The sequence below is a fragment of the Halomonas stenophila genome (assembly GCF_014192275.1).
Taxonomy (GTDB): domain Bacteria; phylum Pseudomonadota; class Gammaproteobacteria; order Pseudomonadales; family Halomonadaceae; genus Halomonas; species Halomonas stenophila.
In genome coordinates this window covers 129,400-151,396 of sequence record NZ_JACHXR010000002.1, presented here as the reverse complement: position 1 = coordinate 151,396, position 21,997 = coordinate 129,400, and the positions used below count along the sequence as shown (strand labels likewise).

Below are 21,997 nucleotides of genomic sequence, written 5' to 3'. Positions count from 1 at the left end.
CCCCATTTTCTATTAATTTCTTACCACCTAATTTCTTTATATATTATGTGAGAAAACTATATATCAGCGAACACCTTGAAAATGGCTGCAGAAGGATAACTCGACAAAGACGCCACACCGTTCGCAAGCTCCACTGGCACCAAGGCACATTCATGTCGATGACTTAGAATAGGTGGCAAAGATGCCAGTATATTCTTTAACCCAAAAAATACATCGAGTGAATAGGAGTCAGTATACCCCCCAGTTGGAATAGATAAAACAAGATGATGGTATGCATCGAATTTCACGAACACCTTGTTTCCATAGTTTGTTCTTGACCCATATGGCTCTGATCGCTCTGGCCGATGCTGGATCTCCTTCCGAATGTACTCATTGGAAGGCGCAAAAACTGAATTTCTTGGTGCGTTGCGGGAAATTAATTCTAAGTGATCAACGAAACCCCCTGTCTTTTCTTGTCCCACAACGTGGACCGAAATATCTCTTGCTTTCGCAAACTCAAAGAAGTTTCTGATCGGGATTGTCAACTTCGAGTACTGACCATTTAATGACAACGGCCCATCTTTGATAAACAGAGAGTTACGAAGAACACTGTATTTACCTACATCCCAAAATATCCTAATACCCGTGAACAACATTAGAGTTTCGTGAATAAGCATGTAGGAAGTAGCCACCGAATCAGGAGCTGCATCTTCACTCATCTCAAGATGAAAGCCTATCATATCGGTAAGGTACAAATGCCCTCCGCAATGCCCACACGTTCCTTCATCTTGGTCGAAGGGAAGCCCTACGACCTCCTCTTGGCAATGCGGACAACTGAAGCTTGGAGAAGGCTTTTTCTGACCACTCCACTTCTCGTAAGCAAGCCACTTTAAAGTTTCATACGGTTCAGCGTTTAGCGACTGATCCCGCATAGAGTCAAAGATAATTCCACGCACTGCGTCGTAATTGTTTTTCCCCTTAACACTTACCCCTTTAAGTGGCAGCACCGTAGCGTGATACATAGCAGAATCTGACATGATATCTCGCAACGCCATCGGGTGTGGTGAAACTGGGTCTAGCTTTGCAATGGCATGCTGGTCCAGCCTAAGAAGAGCCGTCTTTATAAACGAAAGCTCTTTGTATGGAGGCAAGTCAGAACGAATAGTCTGCTTTGATCCATCAACCGCGAAAATCAAGCGAAGCGGTATCCCGTCATCAGGAATTTCAACCCAGCTAGCCGGTGTTTCTACTTGTGTGGGCTCTTGATCTTCAAACTGAGCTATGAGCTCGTTAACCAAGTCACTGTTGACAACATCCAAGTGACCAAGTTTGCTAGCTCGCTCACCAGAAAGTCGCTTTCCTCCTTGATATGGCATAGCACTCTCCTTACTGACCAACCCCAGAAGCAGGACCTGCAGCAGTTGCCTCGAACTTTTTAATTTGAACCGGAATAATGAAGCGATGGGAGAACGTCAACATCCTCATGTATCCGGGCGTTCTGGTCTTCAAAATATCCCGCTGTAGTCCATCGAACTGGACTTGCAGACGAGCCAAAGCCTCAGCCTCGCCCTGGGAAGACATGTGCGCGACAAAGAAATTTTCCGTTTGCGCAAGTAGTTCCTTGTTTATCGTTGATGGAGACTGCGTGGAATAGACCATTCCAATGTGAAACTTGGCTCCTTCCTTGGCGAAGCGGGCATATACGCCAGTGAAATCCTTTTCTTCTTTTGGAAAAAGATTATGGGCTTCCTCGAAATAAAGTTGTACGAAATGGCCCGCAAGTTTGTTATCTGTAAACTTCTGCTCTTGATGAGAAAAAATTGCACGGGACAAGAGATCCGAGAAATACTGACGAATTTCGTCAGATGCATTACCTAGATCAAGAATAACCGTCTTACCGCCATCCAAATAACCAAGTATCTGTTGGACAAAGTGACCTGCTTGAGGGTCGTGGTACATCATATAAGGGCGCAGGATTCTCGGACCGCCACCAATGGTTGGGGCAAAAAACTCAAGAAGCGCTTCATCGTCTGCTTCAAACAACCCCTGAATTGCTGGATCATTTTTATTCTGTTGCCTGAACTGCTCAACCTGCTCAAGATGGGTTTTCAGTTCATCCAGCGTTTTTGGCGGCTGATGGCCTTGTTGCCCGTATACAGCCTTAATCACGCCTTGATTAAAGTGGGGATCAAAATGCGAGGGAGAAGTTCGTCCCCCTCCCGTAAGGCCAAGTTGCCGAAGGCGTTTTTCATCTGCATTGAACCCAGCTTTCTTCAGAATCGCCCAATACATCTGTATCCTGCGCACCGCTCGTATTCTCTGACTACCCGGCGGCAATGCAATGACATCGCCTATGCTGGGCAGCTGCACGCTGGAAAAGCTTCGAACATACTGGGCCGTCTGATTTGCCTGCTCTAGGAGTGTCTTTAGAATTGAAATACACGAATCAGGCTGTTCGTAAAAGTTCAGTTTTAATGGCTTCGACGGTGTATTCGGCCTCGGGGTCAGTGCGTATACCTCACAACGATTAGGATAAGCGCTACGCAGAGACTTGTTTCCATCTTGCGGGTTATCGTTGGCGTATTCACCATTGATGTCAAAAATCAGCTGACCTACGCTATTGTCGTCCTCGTTCGTCTCCAATATACTCTGCGCGATAATCTTTACGACATTACTCTTACCCAATCGGGTCTTGCCAAACATGGCTGTCCTAAATCCACGAAAATCATTTGTCGATACGCAAACATTAGTATCAACTGGATGACTATTCGCAAACGGCAATGAGCATTCTGTGAGTCTAAGCTTCCCTATTGGAAACTGGTTCTCCTGACGAACCGTTCCATTGACAATTATTCTTAGCAATGCTTCGGTAGGTGCATATACCTTGTACCGATGAGCACTGACAATGTTATTGACGTCGCCAGAAAACATTATGTTTCCGGCATCCGACGGATCTGGGAAAAACATCCCCAGTACATCGGCCGACAAGGCCCCCCACTGCAACTCCCCCTTAGTCCATATATCGAGATCCGGCATCGATTTTTTATGCAGCTCGAAGTACGTTTGTTGCACATCACGCGATAACGGAGTTGGGGCGGCAGCGTTTACTCGCAACAACGAGAAATGAGGTGGCATTCCTTCCAGTGAGTCAGGCGCCATGATTAGGAATGAACCGCGAGGCACGCCACCCACAGCTTTCTTGAACGGGTCGGAAGTAATAATCGTTGCATTATCAAAACCAAGATCAAGCACGTAACCGACGAATCGCATATCGGAATATTTACCTGCTTGTTCGTTGCAATATTCCTCTTCGAGAAAATCAGTTATTTCCCGAAGAGGGCTATCCTGATGTTCGGCGTCGCTAAAAAAATCTTTCACTGAGTTTTTCATCCCCGCGCTCCATAAATATTACTAGGTCTTCAAATTTTCTACGTATTTATACTTTTAGGTAATTTTAATACTTCGACTTACGCACATTTTTTTGGAATCTTTATCATAAAAATCGCGAACATTTTTGCATGCATAAAAACCATCGTGCCAGCTGCATAATACTGGTAAAAATTATGCCGCATTTTCCATAATGTCGGCTTTTTTTCGCAATCTGACTTATGCTTTTCTAATTGTCGCTTTTTGAAATTAAAAGCTAATGTTTCTGTGAGCCATTCATAATTGGTATATAGCTTCCATGGTTGATTGCGTATCCAACCACACTACCGTCCGGGGATGACATCCTCTCCCTGAGACCGCCCTACCCCCTTGTTTCTTCTTGCCGTTGCAACCGGCCGTTGCCTCGGCACTTTAAATATAGATAACCTTCGCTGACTTTGTAACGCATTGCAACAAAAAAAGCCTACCGGTAAAGGTAGGCTTTCGTATGAAGCGCAATAATACGAAAGGGATAAGCGTCTCTCAGTCGCCCTTCTCATTCGCTCACTCCCACTCGACGGTCGCCGGCGGCTTGGAGGAGACGTCGTAGGTCACGTGGGAGAAGCCTTCCAGCTCGTTGATGATGCGGTGGGAGACCTTCTCCAGCAGCCTCGTAGGGCAGGTGAGCCCAACGGGCTGTCATGAGATCGATGGTCTCCACGGCGCGAAAGGTGTAGACATATCCCTCATCGCTTTCCACAGAGGAGAATCTAGCCACCATCATCACACTCCCAAGCCTGAATAATTATAATAATGGCCAAAAAACTCACATAAACTCAATCTACCTATCACTAATCCCTTTTAGGCCTTTCTCCAAAAGTTGCCTGTAAAGAAGGCCTGACCCTGAACTACCCGGCAAATAATTCTCACTATTCAGGTCTCTATCGAGTATATCTATGCGAGAAAAAATCTCCGAAAATTCACTTTTTTTCACCACTCTAGGGGCATCGACAATATACAAATAAGCGTCCCTTAGAAACCTAATCAAAGCATTATAACCAGTGGTTCTAGAAAGAATCATCCCCTGCTCATGACTATCCCAGGCACCTGGCCATTTATCACGAACAGCCTCAAAATAATTAGACACAATCAGTAAAATAGAGACAAAATCTTCATCGCGATAGTAATCTACAAAAATTCTATTTTTCCAACTTTCTCTTGGCTCTTTACGACCACCAAAACCAAGTATACTTTTACTCCTTTCTTTTTCTTGATTTTTTGGGAGGTGCCTAAGCAACCCATTCACCACCGTAGCTTGAGCAAGGGTTTCACCACTTACACCTGGCGTTCTTTTACCTAACCTTTTTATCCGATGGTAGAATGGCCCTTCTTTCCTATCCCCACCTTCTTCAAAAGCATCATTATTGAGGGCAACAACAATATCGTGCGCGACCTTGTATGGGCTTTTCTCTTTCGCGTAATCGAGCAAATCATACATCAAGGACTTATTGACTTTTGTCTGAGCCAAGTTGGCACGAGAAAAGATTTCAGCTTGATCCGCAATATCAGCCCCTACAAATATTGAGACATTAACTTCAAATGGTCCTTTTTCATGATTTCTAGCAAGCAAACCAGCAAGACGGTGCTGTCCGTCAATAACAAAAGCAGTTTCACTTAAAGGGATAGGTGGGTTTTCATCATCTCCATCATAACCATTTATTCCTAATGTAAAAAGACCTTGACATCCATCAATCTTTTCAACGTTTACGCACCTCTCATCAATTGCCAGAATAACAGAGGTGGGAAAAGTTGCATAATCAAGGTTTACGTATTCTTTTAGCAAGTTAAGCCTACTGGGAGAAAGCTCTCGCTGAATACCATCAATCTCTCCCGGGTTCCCCTCAGAGAACTCACGTATATCTACTGTGGCAATATCAAGCAAATCTCTACTATCAATTGCACCTATATAGAACTCACCTATAGGCTGATCGACTTTAAGAACATTAAGAACCTTCATTTCGACCACCTTCTATTGATATCTCATGCTTTTTCCGCAACAAAGACTCCGCTCTTTCTTCCGGATTCCCTCGCGACCCATCCATTTTTGATTTAACCGACAATATAAACCATAAAATCAAAATCGCCGCGTAAGACAAAAAACCAAAGCGAATCACTTGCGGATAAAGATCCTGAGTAAACCCTTGGCTTTTCGAAAGTGCGTAGCCACATGCGCTTGCAAGCACAAGCGCTAGAATCCAAGCGGTAAATATCAGAACACCACTTAAAGCACGACTGTTTGTTACTGACAAGGCTGCAACTGCCCCACAAAGTCCAAGAATTGGCAAAGCCAACTCACCGGAAGCCCAAAAGGTCCAAAAATTACTTCCTACTGCCTCGCTGCTTAAATCACCATCACCGCCAGTTAGAGGGATTGAAAGCAGAGCGATAGGGCCAAACGTAAAAATTAATGCAAAAAACACCTCAGCGACAGAGCCCCAAACTGGATGATTCTGCACTTTTCTTATAAATCGCCCTTTAAACATCTATTCCCCCATCACTCAAAGACATATAATGCCTCAGTGGTTTTTCGGCGAGCCGCACTTACTCCTGATATTACTGAAGGCCTATTCACTGAAACATGACCCGACATATCAGAGTAAAGTTCATGAATGCTATTATGGTCCGCATTTGTCAAAAGCACCTTGGCACCTTTTTCTACAGCTTCGCGAATAGAAGCTTTTAATCTTAACTGGTCACCCCAGCTAAATATTTTCTGATTGTACTTTACAAAACCATTGACATTGTGAGCTGTCGTATAGGGTGGATCAACAAAAACCAAATCACCTTTGCAAGCCTTAGATATGGTTTCAGAGAAATCACACGCCATAATATCAGCCGTTTTCAACACATTACTTATTTCAGAAAAATCTTCATCTTCGAAAAGAACCTTGTTCTTTGTACCGATAGGAACATTGAATTCTCCCTTTAGATTTTCTCGGTACAGGCCGTTCCAACAAGTTCTGTTCAAATAAAGAAACTGCGCGGCCCTTTTGTGTAAAGCACGCCGCCTCCTAGACCTCTCTTTATAATAATATTCCTTTGAGTGCCTTTTTTGCATAGTACGCAACTCACTTTCAACTTTCTCCCAGTCATCTCGAATCGCCAAATACACTTCAATTAATTTTTCATTAACATCAGATAGAATAGCGCCCCTGGGTCTAAGATGAAAGTAGACAGCCCCGCCACCCAAAAAAGGCTCAATATACCGTCCTGAGTACTCAGGAACTGAGAAACAAGGATTGGATACCAACCACCTTTTCCCTCCGGCCCACTTAATAAATGGCTTCACCTTTTCTCCACCTCAATTACAAAAACCTTCTTAACACAAACCATTAAGCCTTTTTGGCAAAACAGGGGATTACATACACAAACTATAACGAATCATCACAAGAAAATGCAAAAAAAGGCCTACCCGCGGGTAGGCACTTTTCCAGTGAGCATTGCATTCTGAAGTATTACAACATTTCACTCCCACTCGATAGTCGCCGGCGGCTTGCTGCTCACGTCGTAGGTCACGCGGGAGACGCCGCTGAGCTCGTTGATGATGCGGTTGGAGACCTTCTCCAGTAGCTCGTAGGGCAGGTGCGCCCAGCGGGCGGTCATGAAGTCGATGGTCTCCACGGCGCGCAGGGCGATCACCCACTCGTAGCGGCGGCCGTCGCCGACCACGCCCACCGACCTCACCGGCAGGAAGACGGCGAAGGCCTGGCTGGTCTTGTGGTACCAGCCGGCGTTGTGCAGCTCCTCGATGAAGATGGCGTCGGCCTCGCGCAGGATGTCGGCGTATTCCTTCTTCACCTCGCCGAGGATGCGCACGCCCAGGCCGGGCCCCGGGAAGGGGTGGCGGTAGACCATGTCGTAGGGCAGGCCGAGCTCGACGCCGAGCTTGCGCACCTCGTCCTTGAACAGCTCGCGCAGCGGCTCCACCAGCTTGAGCTTCATGGTCTCGGGCAGCCCACCCACGTTGTGGTGTGACTTGATGACGTGCGCCTTGCCGGTCTTGGCGGCGGCGGACTCGATCACGTCCGGGTAGATGGTGCCCTGGGCGAGGAAGTCCACGCCCTCGATCTTGGCGGCCTCGCTGTCGAACACGTCGATGAAGGTGTTGCCGATGATCTTGCGCTTGACCTCGGGGTCGGCCTCGCCCTCGAGCTTGTCGAGGAACAGGTCCTCGGCATCCACGCGGATCACCCGCACGCCCATGTGCTTGGCGAAGGTCTCCATCACCTGGTCGCCCTCGGCCTTGCGCAGCAGGCCGTTGTCGACGAACACGCAGGTCAGCTGGTCGCCGATGGCCTTGTGCAGGAGTGCGGCCACCACCGAGGAGTCCACGCCGCCGGAGAGGCCGAGCAGCACGTGGCGGTCGCCCACCTGGTCGCGGACGCGGGCGATCTGGTCCTCGATGATCTGCGCCGGGGTCCAGTTGCGCTCGCTCTGGCAGACATCCAGCACGAAGTGCTCGAGGATGCGCTGGCCCTGGAGGGTATGGGTCACCTCGGGGTGGAACTGCACGCCATAGAAGCGCTTCTCCTCCCAAGCCATGGCGGCGATCGGGCAGCTCGGCGTGGAGGCGGTCACGGTGAAGGCGTCGGGCACCCGAGCCACCTTGTCGCCGTGGCTCATCCAGACGTCGAGCAGGCTCTTGCCGGTCTCGTGGTCGATGTGGTCGGCGATGTCCTTGAACAGCGCGGTCTCCTCGTCGACGCGCACCTGGGCGTAGCCGAACTCGCGCTTGTGGGAGCCCTCCACGGCGCCGCCGAGCTGCTCGGCCATGGTCTGCATGCCGTAGCAGATGCCGAACACCGGCAGGCCCAGCTCGAACACGCACTGCGGGGCGCGGGGCGAGCCCAGTTCGGTGACGGATTCCGGGCCGCCGGCGAGGATGATGCCGTTGGGCCGGTACTCGCGGATCTCCTCCTCGGTGATGTCGAAGGCGCGGATCTCGGAGTAGACGCCGATCTCGCGCACGCGGCGGGCGATGAGCTGGGTGTACTGGGAGCCGAAGTCGAGGATCAGGATCTTGTGGGCGTGAATGTCGGTCATCTGGCCTTTCCTTTGGGAAGCAACAGGGCCGAAAACGCGAAAGCTGGAAGCGGCGCGGCCACTTCCAGCTTCAAGCTTCCGGCTTCAAGCTTGAGTTAACCCGCGCGGTAGTTCGGGGCTTCCTTGGTGATCTGCACGTCGTGAACGTGGGACTCGTTGAAGCCGGCCCCGGTGATCTTCACGAACTCCGGCCTGGTGCGCATCTCCTCGATGTCGGTGCAGCCGGTATAGCCCATGGAGGCGCGCAGGCCGCCCATCAGCTGGTGGACGATGGCGCCCATCACGCCCTTGTAGGGCACGCGGCCTTCGATGCCTTCCGGCACCAGCTTCTCGGCGCCAGCGTCCTTGTCCTGGAAGTAGCGGTCGGCGCTGCCCTGGTTCTGGGCCATGGCGCCCATCGAGCCCATGCCACGGTAGGCCTTGTAGGTGCGGCCCTGGTAGAGCTCGATCTCGCCCGGGGCCTCCTCGGTGCCGGCCAGCAGGCCGCCGACCATCACCGCGCTGGCGCCGGCCGCCACGGCCTTGGCCAGGTCGCCGGAATAGCGGATGCCGCCGTCGGCGATCAGCGGGACATCATAGGGCTTGAGCGCCTCGGCGACGTTGGAGACGGCGGTGATCTGCGGCACGCCGACGCCGGCCACCACGCGGGTGGTGCAGATGGAGCCGGGGCCGATGCCCACCTTGACGCCGTCGGCGCCGGCCTCGGCCAGGGCCTTGGCGGCTTCCGCGGTGGCGATGTTGCCGCCGATCACCTGGATCTGCGGGAAGTGTTCCTTCACCCAGGCCACGCGCTCGAGCACGCCCCGGGAGTGGCCATGGGCGGTGTCGACGATGATGGCATCCACGCCGGCCTCGGCCAGGGCGGCGATGCGGTCCGCCGTCTCGGGGCCGGTGCCCACGGCGGCGCCGGCCAGCAGGCGGCCGTCGGCGTCCTTGGCGGCGTGGGGGAAGGTGCGCGCCTTCTCGATGTCCTGGAAGGTGACCAGGCCGCGCAGCTTGAACTCGTCATCCACCACCAGCATCTTCTCGACGCGATGCTCCTGCATCTTGCCCTTGATGACGTCCAGCGGCGTGCCCACCGGCACGGTGACCAGCTTGTCGCGGGACGTCATGATGTCGGCCACGCTGTCGCCGTGGTTCGGCTGGAAGCGCATGTCGCGCTCGGTCACCAGGCCCACCAGGGCCTCCCCTTCCACCACCGGGAAGCCCGAGAAGCCGTATTCCTTGGCCATCGCCAGCAGGTCGGCCAGCTTGGCCTTGGGCCCGACGGTCACCGGGTCCTTGACGATCACGCTCTCGTGCTTCTTGACCTTGCGCACCTCGCCGGCCTGCTGCGCGATGGTCATGTTCTTGTGGATGATGCCGATGCCCCCTTCCTGCGCCATGGCGATGGCCAGGCGGGCCTCGGTGACGGTATCCATGGCGGCGGAGACGAGGGGGATGTTGAGGTAGAGGTCGCGGGTCAGGCGTGTCCGGAGGCTGACGTCCTTGGGCAGGACCTCGGAGTAGCCGGGTACGAGTAATACGTCATCGAACGTAAGAGCTTCTTGGGCCATACGTAGCATAATCGGCAACACCCAGTGCGCTGGTGGGAGGGGAGTGAAGTTAATCAACCATTATAACGGTCAGCCTCCGGATCGGGCAATCCGGGAGCTGCCTGACCGCCCTCAGTCGTTGCGGCGGAACTCGCGGCACCCTCTGCCAGGCCAACGCCCAGCCGATCGGTGTCCACCAGGATGACCGCGCGCGATCAGGCCGAGACGCCATGGCGCGCCCTGAAGCGCTCGACCACCTCGCGCAGCGGGGGGTCGAGCCGCGCCAGGGTCTCTTCCTTCAGATCCTCGGGCAGCCCCCCGTAGTAGGCTTCGGCGATGCCGCCCGCCATGCAGACCATGGTGTCGGCGTCGCCGCCGAGCGAGATGGCGTTGCGGATGGCGGATTCCACATCCTCGGATTCCAGGAAGGCGATGATGGAGGGAGGCACCGAGCCCTGGCAGGAGACGTCGAAGCGATAGCCTGGGCGAATGTCGGCCAGGGACTTCCCCAGGCGATAGCCGAACAGTGCCTCGAGGCGGGCCTTGATCTCGGCCTTGTCGCCCCCCTCACGCGCCAGGTAGATGGCGGCGGCGATCGCCTGGGCACCGCGGATGCCTTCGGGGTGATCGTGGGTGACCGCGGCGCTGCGCCGGGCTTCCGCCAGGGCCTCGTCGAGCGATCGGGCGGCGAAGCCGACGGGACTGACGCGCATGGCGGAGCCATTGCCCCAGCTATTGTAGGGCTCGCGGTCGCGGCGCGCGGCCCAGCCGCGAAAGTGGCCGCCGAAGCCGGCATCGGGGTAGCGGTGGAAGTAGTCGTGGAAGAGGTCGACGTAATCGCCGCCGTGCAGCAGGGCATCCGCCACCGCCACGGTCAGCACGCTGTCGTCGGTGAAGGTGCTGCCGGCGACGAAGAGCGGAAAGTCGCGTGTCTTGGTGCCGGCGCCTTCATGGACCGAGCCGATGATGTCGCCGGCGATGGCACCCAGCATGAGGGGCTCCCGTGGTCTGTTGACTTGCCTTTCGTCAATCCTCCGTCGCCGTCTTGATGCGCGTGATGAACGGCGCGGTCGTGAAGGTGAAGTCCTGGTCGGCGACCTGGCGATGGCACTCGAAGCACGCGTCCATGCTCTGATCGTCCCGCCGGCTGCCGTCGGGTCGGAACCAGGCGTACTCCCACTCGCCGTTGCGCTTGTCCTCGGCGTATTCCTCCCCCCAGCCGGGCTGCTTTTCCTGCACGAAGACGTTGGTGACCTCGTGGGTGGGGATGAAACGCCCGTCGGCGTCGCGGCGCGGCTCACCGTCCTCGGTCAGCTCGGCCTCGTGATCCTCCATGACCACCACGGTGCCGTGCGGCAACGGCTCACCCGGTCGTGCCTTCACCAGGGCGTCGGGATTGATATACAGGAAGCGGATGATGGGCGGGTCGCGATCCGGCTTGTCCACCGTCGTGTAACGCACATAGGTACCGGCATAGTTCGCCGGGAAGTCGACGTTCTCCGGTCCGGCCGTGACGCTGCCGGCCATCAACAGCGCGAAGCCCGCCACCAGGCCCGATACCCGAATGTGCCATGAGTGTGCCATGGTGCCCCTCCGATCGGTGGGCCCGGCCCCGGGCCCGTAATTCTAGGCTTAGGTCAGGGCCTCCCGACCGTCAAACCCCGACCAGCAGGGGAAGCGGCCAGTGGCCGGCCTCGCCCTTGCCGGGACTTCAATCTCAATTGACGGGGATCGGAACGCCGCCGGGCGAGGCGTAGCGGCGAGGGGGAGCCATGGCGGGCCGCGCCGCCCTCAGTCGTCGCGGCGGAACTCGCGGCGCCAGCGGGCCAGGAAGGCGTCGCGGCGCTGGGGGTCGACGAAGGCCAGCAGCGAGGCGTTGAGCGGGATCGGGTAGAGCCGCTCGCCCACCTGGTCGCGCAACCGCGCCGCCGTGTAGGGCCCGACGATATCCGGGCGCACGCTGAACAGCGGGGTCTCGCCGGCCAGCACCCGCTGGCCCTAGCGGCCGAGCAGGAAGTCGACGAAGGCCTCGGCGGCCTGGGGATGCGGCGCGTCGCGGTGGATGAAGGCCATGCGCATCATCACCAGCGAGTAGTCCTGGGGCACCTGCACGATCACCTCGGGGTGATCCTGGGCCCAGACCATGGCGTAGGAGCCCAGCAGGTTGTAGCCGAGCCAGTAGCGGCCCTCGCTGAGGCCCTCGAGCATGGCCCGGGTGCTGGCCTCGAGGCGGGCGTCGACCCGGCCCATGCCGGCCACCAGGTCCCAGAAGCGCGGCGTGTAGCGGGCGTCCTGCTGGAAGAGGGTGTAGCCGACGCCGCTCTCCAGCGGTGAGTAGGTGGTCACCCGCCCCGCCAGCCGCGCCGGCTCGGTGGTCAGCAGGCGGTGCAGGTCGGCGTGGGTCTGGGGCGGCACCATGTGCCGCGAGAGGTCGAGCCGGTAGGCCATGACGATGGGCTCGAAGGTGAAGCCGAACACCTCGTCGCGCCACTTGGCCCAGGCCGGCCAGCGCCGCGCCGCCGGCGAGTCCAGGCGCCGCGCGTAGCCCGCGTTGACCCGGGCCATCTGCCAGGGCATCGCCGAGCTGATCACCACGTCCGGGGCCGGCTCGCCGGCGGCGACCCGGGCGTCGACCTCCAGGGTCGAGCGGTCGCGAAAGTCCAGTTCGATCTCGGGATGGGCCGCGCGGAAGGCGGCCAGCAGCGGCGCCACCACCTCGCGGTCCAGCGCCGCCTCCACCACCAGCGGCGTCGTCTGGGCGCGGGCCGCGCCGCCCGGGGCCATCGCCATCCCAAGCGCCAGCCCCAGGGCCAGCCAGCCCGCGAGGCGGCGGCCGATGCCGCGACGGACGGCGATCATGGCGCCTCCCTCCCCTGGCACAGCGCCAGGTGCAGCGTCACCACCAGGCCATGAGGCTCGCGCCCGCCCAGCACCAGCCGCCCGCCGAGCCGCCGGGCGATGGAGTCGACGATCGCCAGCCCCAGCCCGGAGCCGTCGGTGTCCTGGCGCCCGCCCCGCTCGAAGGGCTGCCTCAGCCGCTCGCGGGCCGCGGCGGGCACGCCCGGGCCGTCGTCCTCGACGAACAGCACCACCTCGTCGCCGTGGGGCGCCAGGCCCAGGGTGATCACGCTGCCCGGCGGCGTGTAGCGCAGGGCGTTGTCGATCAGGTTGCCGAGCAGCTCGCGCACCGCCCAGCCCTCGGCGCGCACCCACAGGGGACCGGGAGGCAGCTCGGCGAGGCCCAGGTCGTGGTGGCGGGCCACCTCGCGCCCGGCCCAGTCGAGCACGGTCTCGCGCAGCACGGTGGCGATATCCAGGGGAGCGATCTCGCCAGTCTCGTCGAGGTGGCGCAGGCGGGCGAGGCTCAACAGCTGGCCGGCCAGGCGGCTGGTGCGCCCGGCGCCCTCGTGCACCGCCGTCAGCGCCGCCTGCCAGTCCGCCGGGTCCTCGCTCTGCAGCGCCAGCTCGCTGGTGCTCTGCAGCCCGGCCAGCGGCGTCTTGAGCTGGTGGCTGGCGTCGGCGGTGAAGCGCAGCAGCGCCTCGCGGCTCTGGCGCTGGCGGGCGAACAGGTGATCGAGGGTCTGGGCCAGCTCGCGCATCTCCTCGGGCACCCGGGCGTCGAGGGGGCGCATGTCGTCGGCGTCACGGTGGCGCAGCTGGCGGCGCAGCCGGCGCATGGGCCCCAGAGCCACGCGCAGGGCCATGGCCATCAGCACCCCGGCCAGCAGCACCATGGCCACGAAGCGGGTCAGGGTGCGCTCGAAGAGCTCGTCGGCCAGCGCCACTCGCCCGCCCCGGGTATGGCCGACCCAGATCTGCACCGGCTCCTGGGAGACCCAGCCCGCCGAGTCGTATTCGCGGCCGTAGAGTCGCCAGGCGGCGCCGTCGAGCCGGGCGGTCAGCGCCATGGGCGCGCTGGCCACCCGCTCGCGCCAGGCCGGCTCGATGGCGAAGGGCAGGTTGGTGGACACCGCCTCGCCGTCGGCGTCGAGCACGGCGTAGAAGACCCGCTCCTGGTGCCGGGTGGCCAGTATCTGCAGGGCCGCCGCCGGCACCTCCACCAGCGGCTCGCCCTGCTGCCACTGCACGGCCTCGGCGATGGTCAGGGCGGCGGCCTCGAGCTGGCTGTCGAAGGCCCGCTCGGCGGCGCGGCGGGTGCTCATCCAGGCCTCGACCATCAGCAGCGCGCCCAGGCCGGTCACGGTGACCAGCAGCCACACCGCCAGGCGGCGCTTGAGCGAGCCGGTCACCTCGATCACGCGTCGTCGTCCTCCAGCCGGTAGCCCAGCCCGCGGAAGGTGCGGATCTGCAGGCCCGTCCCGGAGAGCCGCTTGCGCAGCCGGCTGACATAGACCTCCAGGGCGTTGGAGCCCACCTCGTCGAAGCCGAACAGCCGCCGCTCGAGGGCCTCCCGCGGGGCGATGCTGCCGGCGTGCAGCAGCAGGCCCTCGAGCAGCAGCAGCTCGCGGCGCGGCAGCGTCAGGGGGGTGTCGTCCAGGGTCGCGGCGCCCGTCGCCGGGTCGAAGGCCAGGCGTCCGTAGCGCAGCCGGTTGTCGCTGCGCTGCTGGCTGCGCCGCAGCAGGGCCCGCACCCGGGCCTCCAGCTCGGCCAGCGAGAACGGCTTGGCCAGGTAGTCGTCGGCGCCGTGGTCGAGGCCGCTGACCCGGTCGTCGACGGCGTCCCGGGCGGTGAGGATCAGCACCGGGGTGGTGTCGCCGCGGTCGCGCAGCGCGGCCAGCAGCTCGAGGCCGTCGCCGTCGGGCAGGCCGAGGTCGAGCAGCACCAGGTCGAAGCGGTCGTGGCGCAGCGCGGCCGCGCCCTCGCCATGGGTGGTGAACACCTCGACGGTATTGCCCAGGGGGGACAGCGCCTGCTCCAGGGAGCGGGCGATCAGCGGATCGTCCTCGATGACCAGCAGGCGCATACGACCAATGTCTCAGGGGGTGACCGGGAAGGTGACAGGTTGATGACAGGTGGCGGCCCTAGCATCGCCCTGGCCATCACGCGATGGCGGGCGAGACCCTCGCCCGCCCCGCATAACAAGAGAACAGGAGTTCGTCATGAAGATCAACACGGCCATCCGCCACGCCTCCGGCATCGCCCTGCTCGGCGGCGCCCTGTTCACCGGCCAGGCCCAGGCCGCCGGCGACACCGAGTGCATCGCCCCCGCCAAGCCCGGCGGCGGCTACGACCTGACCTGCCGCCTGGCGGCCAACGGCCTGCAGGAAACCGGGCGCATCGACGCGCCGATGATGGTGACCTACATGCCCGGCGGCATCGGCGCCGTGGCCTACAACCATGTCAACGGCGTGCGCAGCGACGACGAGAACCTGATCGTCGCCGCCAGCACCGGCGCGGCGGTCAACCTGGCGCTCGGCAAGTTCGGCCAGTACGACGCCGACGAGGTGCGCTGGCTGGGTGCCCTGGGCGTCGACTACGGCGCCATCGTGGTCAGCGCCGACGCCCCCTGGCAGACCCTCGACGAGCTGATGGCCGACCTCCAGGACGCCCCCGGCGAGATCGCCTTCGGTGCCGGCGGCACGGTGGGCAGCCAGGACTGGATGAAGGCCGCGCTGACCGCCAAGGCCGGCGACATCGACCCGCGCCAGCTGCGCTACGTGGCCTTCGAGGGCGGCGGCGAGGCGCTGGCCGCGCTGCTCGGCGACCATATCCAGGTCTTCACCGGCGACCTCTCCGAGCTCAAGTCCCAGTTGGAGAGCGGCAAGATCCGCGTGCTGGCCGCCCTCTCCGAGGAGCGCATGGGCGGGCCCTACGCCGAGATCCCCACCGCCGCCGAGCAGGGCTATGACGTCCAGTGGCCGATCTGGCGCGGCTACTACATGGGCCCGGAGGTCAGCGATGCGGCCTACGCCGAATGGGTCGAGCGCATGCAGGCCCTGGCCGAGGACCCCGAATTCGCCGAGCTGCGCGAGGCCCGCGGCCTGTTCGCCATGTCGCGCTTCGGTGACGACTTCGACAGCTACGTGAAGGCCCAGGTCGCCGACTTCCGCTCCCTGGCCGAGGAGGTCGGGCTGAAATGAGCGATCTCGCCAAGCCGGTCGCCGACCGGCTCCTGGGGATCGTGCTGATCGGCCTGGCGGCGTTCGTCGCCGTCCAGGCCATCCACCTCGACGTCCCCTTCAGCTACGAGCCCGTGGGCCCCAAGGCCTTCCCGCTGGGTCTCGCGATCCTGCTCGCCGGCCTGTCGCTGGTGCTGGTGTTCAAGCCGGGCGCCGACGGCCACTGGCCCCACCGCGCCCAGGCCCTGCGGCTGCTGGTGGTGCTGGGCCTGCTGCTGGCCTATGCGCTGCTGTTCACCCGCCTGGGCTTCGTGCCCACCTCGCTGCTGGTGGTGGCGGCCCTGGCCCGGCTGTTCGGTACCACCTGGGGCAAGGCCCTGATCACCGGGGCGCTGATGGCCGTGGGCAGCTACGTCCTGTTCACCGCGGGGCTGGGCATCGGCCTGCCCACCGGCACCTGGCTCGCCGCCATCCTCTAGAGGACCGCCACCATGTTTGATTTCCTGATCGAGGGCTTCGGCGTCGCGCTGAGCCCGCTCAACCTGGGGCTGGCCTTCCTCGGCGCGCTGCTCGGCACCCTGTTCGGGGCGCTGCCGGGCATCGGGCCGATCAACGGCATCGCCATCCTGATGCCGCTGGCCTACACCCTGGGCCTGCCCGCCGAGTCGGCGCTGATCCTGCTGGCCGGCATCTACACCGGCGCCGAGTACGGCGGGCGCATGTCGAGCATCCTGCTCAACGTGCCCGGCGACGCCGGGGCGGTGATGACCACCCTCGACGGCCACCCGCTGGCCAGGAAGGGCCTGGCCGGCCCGGCGCTGGGCCTCTCGGCGGTGAGCTCCTTCGTCGGCGCGACCATCGCCATCCTCGGCCTGACGCTGTTCGCGCCGCTGCTCGCCGAGGTGGCGGTGATGTTCGGCCCCGCCGAGTTCTTCGCGCTGATGGTGTTCGCCTTCGCGTCGATGTCGGTGATGATGGGCAAGGACCCCGTCAAGACCGCCATCGGCGCGGTGCTGGGCGTGCTGATCGCTACCGTCGGCGTGGACAGCGGCACCGGGGTGATGCGTTTCACCTTCGGCATGCCCGAGCTCTACGACGGCATCGACTTCGTGGTGATGATCATCGGCCTGTTCGCGATCAGCGAGATCCTGCTGATGCTGGAGCAGGCCCACCGCCGCGACGTCGACACCGAGATGCCGCCGCTGGGCCGGGTCTTCGTCAGCCTCAAGGAGGTGCTCTACTGCAAGGGGGCGATGGGCCGCTCGGGGCTGCTCGGCTTCATCATCGGCGTGCTGCCCGGCACCGGCGCCTCGGTGGCCGGCGCGGTCTCCTACACCACCGAGAAGCGCCTCTCCGACAAGGACGGCACCTTCGGCCATGGCGACATGCGCGGCCTGGCGGCCCCGGAGGCGGCCAACAACGCCTCGGCGGCAGGCTCCTTCGTGCCCATGCTGACCCTGGGTATCCCCGGCTCCGGCACCACCGCCGTGCTGCTCGGTGCGCTGATGCTCTACAACATCACCCCGGGGCCGATGATGTTCACCGAGCGCCCCGAGGTGGCCGGCGGGCTGATCGCCTCGCTGTACATCGGCAACATCGTGCTGCTGGCGCTCAACCTGCCGCTGGCCGGCGTGTTCGCCCGGGTGCTGACCATCCCCCGCTGGGTGCTGGTGCCGGCCATCGCCATCCTGGCCTTCGTCGGCGTCTATCAGCTGCACTCGGATCTCACCGCCATCTTCCTGATGCTGATCATCGGCGTGTTCGGCTACCTGCTGCGCAAGCTGGGCTTCTCGCTGGCCCCGGTGATCCTCGGCTACGTGCTCGGCGGGCTGATGGAACAGAACCTGCGCCGCGCCCTGTCGATCAGCGGCGGCGACGTCGGTATCCTCTGGCAGTCCGGTATCTCGCTGGGCCTGTGGCTCGCCGCGGCCGCGCTGCTGGTGCTGCCCTGGCTGCTGCCGAAGCTGCTGGCCGGCAACTCACCCCGGGAGGACGTCGAGGACGGCTGAGCGCATCCTCCTTCCCTTCCAGACACCGGGCCCGTCATCACGGGCCCGGGACGTTCGATCAGAGGCCACAGGATAGTGAACGACACCCTCACCGCACGACTGGCCGCCCTGGGCCGTTTCCTGCCGACGCTCGCCCTGGGGCTGGCCGGCGGCGGCCTCGCCTACTGGCTCGACGTCCCCCTGCCCTGGCTGCTCGGCGCCATGTTCGCCACCACCCTGGCGAGCCTCGCCGGCGCCCGGCTGCGCTCGCCGGGGCGTGGTCGCAAGGGCGTGCTGGTGGTGATCGGGGTGATGCTGGGCGCGGCCTTCACCCCGGAGATGTCCGGCGATCTGCCGCTGTGGGGCGCCAGCCTGAGCGTGATGCTGCTGGCCACGGCGCTGATGATGGCCTTCTCGGTGTGGTTCTCGCGCCGCGTGGCCGGCCACTCGCTGGATACCGCCCTCTATGCCGGGGTGCCCGGGGGCGTCTCGGCGGTCACCGGCATGGCGCTGGACTCGGGCGCCGACCTGCGGGTGGTGGGCATGACCCATGCGGTGCGCATCCTGGTGCTGCTGGTCGCCATTCCCCCGGTGCTGCAGTGGGTCGGCCATGTCAGCCTGCAGCCCACCGGCATGGACCTGGCCCAGTGGCTATGGCTACCCGCTCCAGGAGATGCGGCCTGGCTGGCCGGCGCCGGCGTGCTGGGCGCCTGGCTGGGGCACCGGCTGCGCCTGCCCAACGCCTTGCTGTTCGGCCCGGCGCTGGTCTCGGCGGCGCTGCACCTGACGGGGCTGACCCATGCCGCCATCCCGCCGACGCTGATCGCCCTGGCCCAGGTGATCATCGGCGTCTCGGTGGGAGTGCGCTTCACCGGCACCTCGCTGGCCAAGGTCGGCCATACCCTGGTGATGGCCATGCTGCAGGCGGTGTGCCTGCTCGGGATCGCCATCCTCGCCGCCTGGGGCATCCACGCCGCGACGGGGGTGTCGCTGCCGGCGGCGCTGCTCGCCTACATGCCCGGTGGCGCCCCCGAGCTGAGCCTGGTCGCGCTGTCGCTGGGCATCGACCCGGCCTTCGTCACCTCGCACCACCTGCTGCGCATCACGGTGCTGATCCTGCTGATGCCGGTGCTGCTGGGCGCCTGCCGGCGCCTGGGTGCCAGGTCGGGCCGGGGGCCGAGCGACGGGCCGGATCCGTGCTAGGCTGGGCGGCGTTCCGCCCGGAGATGACCCCATCATGGCCCCCAACGACAGCCCCGCCCTCACCGTCAGCGAGCTCAACCGCCGCGCCCGCCAGGCCCTGGAGCAGGACGTCGGCGACGTCTGGGTGGAGGGCGAGCTGTCCGGCGTCTCGCGGCCGTCGTCGGGTCACGTCTACTTCACCCTCAAGGACGAGCGGGCCCAGCTGCGCTGTGCGCTGTTCCGCAACCGCGCGCGCTTCGTCGCCGCGCCGATGCGCGACGGCGACCACGTCAGGGTACGCGGGCGGGTCTCGCTGTTCGAGCCGCGAGGCGACTACCAGCTGATCGCCGAGGCGGTGCAGGCGGTGGGCGAAGGCGAGCTGCTGGCCGCCTTCGAGCGGCTCAAGGCCAAGCTCGACGCCGAGGGGGTGTTCGCCAACGCCCGGCCCCTGCCCTACCCGCCGCGCCACCTGCTGGTGCTCACCTCGCCCACCGGGGCGGCGATCCGCGACGTGCTGGCGGTGCTGGCCACGCGCTGGCCGCTGGTGCAGGTCACCCTGATCCCGGTGCCGGTGCAGGGCCGCGAGGCGGCCCCGGCGATGATCGCCGCCCTGGGGCTGCTCAATCGCCAGTCGGCCCTGGATCCCGCCCGGGATGCCATCCTGGTCACCCGGGGCGGCGGCAGCCTGGAGGATCTCTGGGCCTTCAACGACGAGCACCTGGCGCGGGCGATCTTCCACTCGCGGCTGTCGGTGATGTCGGCGGTGGGCCACGAGGTGGACGTCACCCTGGCGGACTTCGCCGCCGACCGGCGGGCCCCCACGCCCTCGGCTGCGGCGGAGCAGCTGGTGCCGGGCCGCGCCGAGCTGCTCGCCCGGCTGCGCGTGCTGGAGGCCCGCCTGGCGCGCGCCGAGCGGGCGCGGCTCGATACCGAGGCCCAGCGCCTGGACCACCTGCGGGCCAGGCTGCGCCATCCCGGCGAGGTGCTGGGCTATCGGCGACGCCAGCTGAAGCAGCTGGAGGGGCGGCTGGCGCGGGCCATGCGTGCCCGCCTCGAGGCGGCCCGGCAGCGCGAGGGCCAGCTGCGCCAGCGGCTGGCGCTGCGCTCGCCGGCGGCCCTGGTGGCCCAGGCCGAACGTCGCCTGGCGCTGGCCCACCAGCGCCTGCACCAGGCCATGCCCCGGGAGCTGGCCCGCCACCGCGAGCGGCTCAATGCCCTGGCCCGGGAGCTGCAGGCGGTGAGTCCCCTGGCGGTGCTCGGCCGGGGCTATGCGATCCTCGAGAACGACGCGGGCCGGGTGATCCGCCGGGCGGCGGACACCGCGCCCGGGGAGCGCCTGGCCGCGCGCCTCGGCGAGGGCCGGCTGGCCCTGAAGGTGTTGCCCGGGGAGGACGCCGCCGACTGACGGCGCCCGCTCACCTCACGACGCCTCGCTGTGGGCCGATCCGGGCTTGAAGGACGAGGGCTCGAGCTCGTGGCGGGCCAGCAGCTTGTAGAAGTCGGTGCGGTTGCGCCCGGCGATGCGCGCCGCCTGGGTCACGTTGCCCTCGGTGATCTTGAGCACCTTGACCAGGTAGCTGCGCTCGAAGCCGGCCCGGGCATCGTTGAAGGTCGGCAGGGCGTTCTCCTCGGCCACCAGGGCCTGGGCCACCAGCGCCTCGGGAATCATCGCCGAGCTGGTCAGCGCCACGCACTGCTCCACCACGTTGACCAGCTGGCGCACGTTGCCCGGCCAGGCGCTCGACGCCAGCAGGTTCAGCGCCTCCCGGGAGAAGCCCTTGACGAAGGGCTTGTGGCGGGCCGCCGCCTGGGCCACCAGGTACTTGGCCAGCAGCGGCACGTCCTCGGCGCGGTCCTTGAGCGGCGGCAGCTTCAGGTTGACCACGTTGAGCCGGTAGAAGAGGTCCTCGCGGAACTCGCCGTCGTGCATGGCCTGGCCCAGGTCGCGATGGGTGGCCGAGATCAGTCGCACGTCGATGGGCACCGAAGCGGTCGACCCCAGCGGGCGGATCTGGCGCTCCTGCAGGGCCCGCAGCAGCTTGACCTGCAGCGGCAGCGGCATGTCGCCGATCTCGTCGAGGAACAGGGTGCCGCCGTCGGCGGCCTGGAAGAGCCCCCGGTGTTCGCTCACCGCGCCGGTGAAGGCCCCCCTGGAATGGCCGAACAGCTCGCTCTCGAGCAACTGCTCCGGCAGCGCGCCGCAGTTGATGGCGACGAAGGGCTTGTCGGCGCGGCTGCTGGCCTTGTGGATGGCGCCGGCCAGCAGTTCCTTGCCGGAGCCCGAGGGACCGGTGACCAGCACGCTGACGTCCGAGCTCGCCACCATGCGGGCCTGCTCGAGGATGCGTTCCATCTCGGGGCTGCGAGTGATGATGGCCGAGCGCCAGGCGTCGTCGCCCTCGCCGTTGGCGGTAGTGGTCTGGGCCAGGGCCTCGTCGATGGTGGCGAACAGCTCGTCACGGTCGACCGGCTTGGTCAGGAAGCCGAACACGCCCTGCCGGGTGGCGCTGACGGCATCGGGGATCGAGCCATGGGCGGTGAGGATGATCACCGGCAGGCCCGGCGAGCGGCGCTGGATCTCCTGGAACAGCGCCAGGCCGTCCATCTCGTCCATGCGCATGTCGGAAAGCACCAGGTCCGGCCGGGCGGCCTCGAGGCGCTTGAGGGCCTCGCGTCCGCTCTCCGCGGTGGTCACGCGAAAGCCGCGGCTCTGCAGCCGCATGCCCAGCAGCTTGAGCAGACTGGGGTCGTCGTCCACCAGCAGGATGTGAGCGCCTTGATCACCAGTGGCGTAGGGGCGTCCGGTTGGGGTCATGTCGTCTCT

The 21,997-nt window shown here is 62.6% G+C and carries 19 protein-coding genes and 1 pseudogene; 5 read left to right on the top strand and 15 right to left on the bottom strand.

Annotation, left to right across the window (positions count from 1 at the left end):
* Positions 1-56: 56 nt before the first annotated feature.
* The 14 genes and pseudogenes from FHR97_RS04760 to FHR97_RS04700 form a co-directional block, all read right to left on the bottom strand.
* A complete protein-coding gene (locus FHR97_RS04760) occupies positions 57-1,355 on the bottom strand; it encodes a hypothetical protein (RefSeq protein WP_183382629.1) in 1,299 nt (432 codons plus the stop codon).
* A 10-nt stretch (positions 1,356-1,365) separates the two neighbouring features.
* Entirely contained in the window at positions 1,366-3,369 is a 2,004-nt protein-coding gene (locus tag FHR97_RS04755) for an ATP-binding protein (RefSeq protein ID WP_183382628.1), read from the bottom strand.
* Between the two features lie 540 nt (positions 3,370-3,909).
* A pseudogene (locus FHR97_RS04750) lies at positions 3,910-4,087 on the bottom strand (GMP synthase (glutamine-hydrolyzing)); the annotation flags it as partial.
* Between the two features lie 99 nt (positions 4,088-4,186).
* Entirely contained in the window at positions 4,187-5,362 is a 1,176-nt protein-coding gene (locus tag FHR97_RS04745; protein WP_183382627.1) for a DGQHR domain-containing protein, read from the bottom strand.
* On the bottom strand, positions 5,349-5,888 hold the full coding sequence (locus FHR97_RS04740; RefSeq protein ID WP_183382626.1) for a hypothetical protein: 540 nt from the start codon (positions 5,886-5,888) through the stop codon (positions 5,349-5,351). The genes FHR97_RS04745 and FHR97_RS04740 overlap by 14 nt, the downstream gene beginning before the upstream one ends.
* An 11-nt stretch (positions 5,889-5,899) precedes the next feature.
* Entirely contained in the window at positions 5,900-6,694 is a 795-nt protein-coding gene (locus FHR97_RS04735) for a Dam family site-specific DNA-(adenine-N6)-methyltransferase (RefSeq protein WP_183382625.1), read from the bottom strand.
* Positions 6,695-6,870: 176 nt separating this feature from the next.
* Entirely contained in the window at positions 6,871-8,448 is a 1,578-nt protein-coding gene (gene guaA / locus FHR97_RS04730) for a glutamine-hydrolyzing GMP synthase (protein WP_183382624.1), read from the bottom strand.
* Between the two features lie 95 nt (positions 8,449-8,543).
* On the bottom strand, positions 8,544-10,013 hold the full coding sequence (gene guaB / locus FHR97_RS04725; RefSeq protein ID WP_183382623.1) for an IMP dehydrogenase: 1,470 nt from the start codon (positions 10,011-10,013) through the stop codon (positions 8,544-8,546).
* A gap of 185 nt (positions 10,014-10,198) precedes the next feature.
* Positions 10,199-10,975, bottom strand: coding sequence for an ADP-ribosylglycohydrolase family protein (locus tag FHR97_RS04720; protein ID WP_183382622.1), 777 nt, complete (start codon positions 10,973-10,975; stop codon positions 10,199-10,201).
* Positions 10,976-11,009: 34 nt separating this feature from the next.
* Complete coding sequence (locus FHR97_RS04715) at positions 11,010-11,567, bottom strand: cytochrome P460 family protein (RefSeq protein WP_183382621.1); 558 nt, start codon at positions 11,565-11,567, stop codon at positions 11,010-11,012.
* Positions 11,568-11,774: 207 nt separating this feature from the next.
* The gene (locus FHR97_RS20270) at positions 11,775-11,972 is read right to left on the bottom strand and encodes a hypothetical protein (protein WP_246403779.1); all 198 of its coding nucleotides are present in this window, start codon (positions 11,970-11,972) and stop codon (positions 11,775-11,777) included.
* Between the two features lie 9 nt (positions 11,973-11,981).
* Positions 11,982-12,842, bottom strand: coding sequence for an ABC transporter substrate-binding protein (locus FHR97_RS04710; protein WP_246403778.1), 861 nt, complete (start codon positions 12,840-12,842; stop codon positions 11,982-11,984).
* Positions 12,839-14,242, bottom strand: coding sequence for a sensor histidine kinase N-terminal domain-containing protein (locus tag FHR97_RS04705; protein WP_183382620.1), 1,404 nt, complete (start codon positions 14,240-14,242; stop codon positions 12,839-12,841). Before FHR97_RS04705 ends, FHR97_RS04710 begins: the two co-directional genes overlap by 4 nt.
* Positions 14,239-14,907: a response regulator gene (locus tag FHR97_RS04700; protein ID WP_183382619.1), complete on the bottom strand. Its 669-nt coding sequence runs from the start codon at positions 14,905-14,907 to the stop codon at positions 14,239-14,241. Before FHR97_RS04700 ends, FHR97_RS04705 begins: the two co-directional genes overlap by 4 nt.
* Positions 14,908-15,043: 136 nt before the next feature.
* On the opposite strand from FHR97_RS04700, the gene FHR97_RS04695 reads away from it, so the two are divergent.
* The 5 genes from FHR97_RS04695 (at position 15,044) to xseA (ending at position 20,578) form a co-directional block, all read left to right on the top strand.
* Entirely contained in the window at positions 15,044-16,024 is a 981-nt protein-coding gene (locus FHR97_RS04695) for a Bug family tripartite tricarboxylate transporter substrate binding protein (protein WP_183382618.1), read from the top strand.
* Complete coding sequence (locus tag FHR97_RS04690) at positions 16,021-16,482, top strand: tripartite tricarboxylate transporter TctB family protein (RefSeq protein ID WP_183382617.1); 462 nt, start codon at positions 16,021-16,023, stop codon at positions 16,480-16,482. Before FHR97_RS04695 ends, FHR97_RS04690 begins: the two co-directional genes overlap by 4 nt.
* Before the next feature lie 12 nt (positions 16,483-16,494).
* The gene (locus FHR97_RS04685; protein WP_183382616.1) at positions 16,495-18,012 is read left to right on the top strand and encodes a tripartite tricarboxylate transporter permease; all 1,518 of its coding nucleotides are present in this window, start codon (positions 16,495-16,497) and stop codon (positions 18,010-18,012) included.
* Positions 18,013-18,087: 75 nt separating this feature from the next.
* The gene (locus FHR97_RS04680) at positions 18,088-19,194 is read left to right on the top strand and encodes an AbrB family transcriptional regulator (RefSeq protein ID WP_183382615.1); all 1,107 of its coding nucleotides are present in this window, start codon (positions 18,088-18,090) and stop codon (positions 19,192-19,194) included.
* A 34-nt stretch (positions 19,195-19,228) separates the two neighbouring features.
* Entirely contained in the window at positions 19,229-20,578 is a 1,350-nt protein-coding gene (gene xseA / locus FHR97_RS04675) for an exodeoxyribonuclease VII large subunit (RefSeq protein ID WP_183382614.1), read from the top strand.
* 15 nt (positions 20,579-20,593) lie between these two features.
* Here the strand turns inward: xseA and glrR are convergent, their stop codons facing one another.
* The gene (gene glrR / locus FHR97_RS04670) at positions 20,594-21,988 is read right to left on the bottom strand and encodes a two-component system response regulator GlrR (protein ID WP_183382613.1); all 1,395 of its coding nucleotides are present in this window, start codon (positions 21,986-21,988) and stop codon (positions 20,594-20,596) included.
* Between the last annotated feature and the right edge of the window lie 9 nt (positions 21,989-21,997).

Excerpts from the sequence above, each read along its gene's own strand:
- FHR97_RS04760 (WP_183382629.1), bottom strand. The coding sequence starts at position 1,355 with ATGCCATATCAAGGAGGAAAGCGACTTTCTGGTGAGCGAGCTAGCAAA.
- FHR97_RS04755 (WP_183382628.1), bottom strand. The coding sequence starts at position 3,369 with ATGAAAAACTCAGTGAAAGATTTTTTTAGCGACGCCGAACATCAGGAT.
- FHR97_RS04745 (WP_183382627.1), bottom strand. The coding sequence starts at position 5,362 with ATGAAGGTTCTTAATGTTCTTAAAGTCGATCAGCCTATAGGTGAGTTC.
- FHR97_RS04740 (WP_183382626.1), bottom strand. The coding sequence starts at position 5,888 with ATGTTTAAAGGGCGATTTATAAGAAAAGTGCAGAATCATCCAGTTTGG.
- guaA (WP_183382624.1), bottom strand. The coding sequence starts at position 8,448 with ATGACCGACATTCACGCCCACAAGATCCTGATCCTCGACTTCGGCTCC.
- guaB (WP_183382623.1), bottom strand. The coding sequence starts at position 10,013 with ATGCTACGTATGGCCCAAGAAGCTCTTACGTTCGATGACGTATTACTC.
- FHR97_RS04720 (WP_183382622.1), bottom strand. The coding sequence starts at position 10,975 with ATGCTGGGTGCCATCGCCGGCGACATCATCGGCTCGGTCCATGAAGGC.
- FHR97_RS04715 (WP_183382621.1), bottom strand. The coding sequence starts at position 11,567 with ATGGCACACTCATGGCACATTCGGGTATCGGGCCTGGTGGCGGGCTTC.
- FHR97_RS04710 (WP_246403778.1), bottom strand. The coding sequence starts at position 12,842 with ATGATCGCCGTCCGTCGCGGCATCGGCCGCCGCCTCGCGGGCTGGCTG.
- FHR97_RS04700 (WP_183382619.1), bottom strand. The coding sequence starts at position 14,907 with ATGCGCCTGCTGGTCATCGAGGACGATCCGCTGATCGCCCGCTCCCTG.
- FHR97_RS04695 (WP_183382618.1), top strand. The coding sequence starts at position 15,044 with ATGAAGATCAACACGGCCATCCGCCACGCCTCCGGCATCGCCCTGCTC.
- FHR97_RS04690 (WP_183382617.1), top strand. The coding sequence starts at position 16,021 with ATGAGCGATCTCGCCAAGCCGGTCGCCGACCGGCTCCTGGGGATCGTG.
- FHR97_RS04685 (WP_183382616.1), top strand. The coding sequence starts at position 16,495 with ATGTTTGATTTCCTGATCGAGGGCTTCGGCGTCGCGCTGAGCCCGCTC.
- xseA (WP_183382614.1), top strand. The coding sequence starts at position 19,229 with ATGGCCCCCAACGACAGCCCCGCCCTCACCGTCAGCGAGCTCAACCGC.
- glrR (WP_183382613.1), bottom strand. The coding sequence starts at position 21,988 with ATGACCCCAACCGGACGCCCCTACGCCACTGGTGATCAAGGCGCTCAC.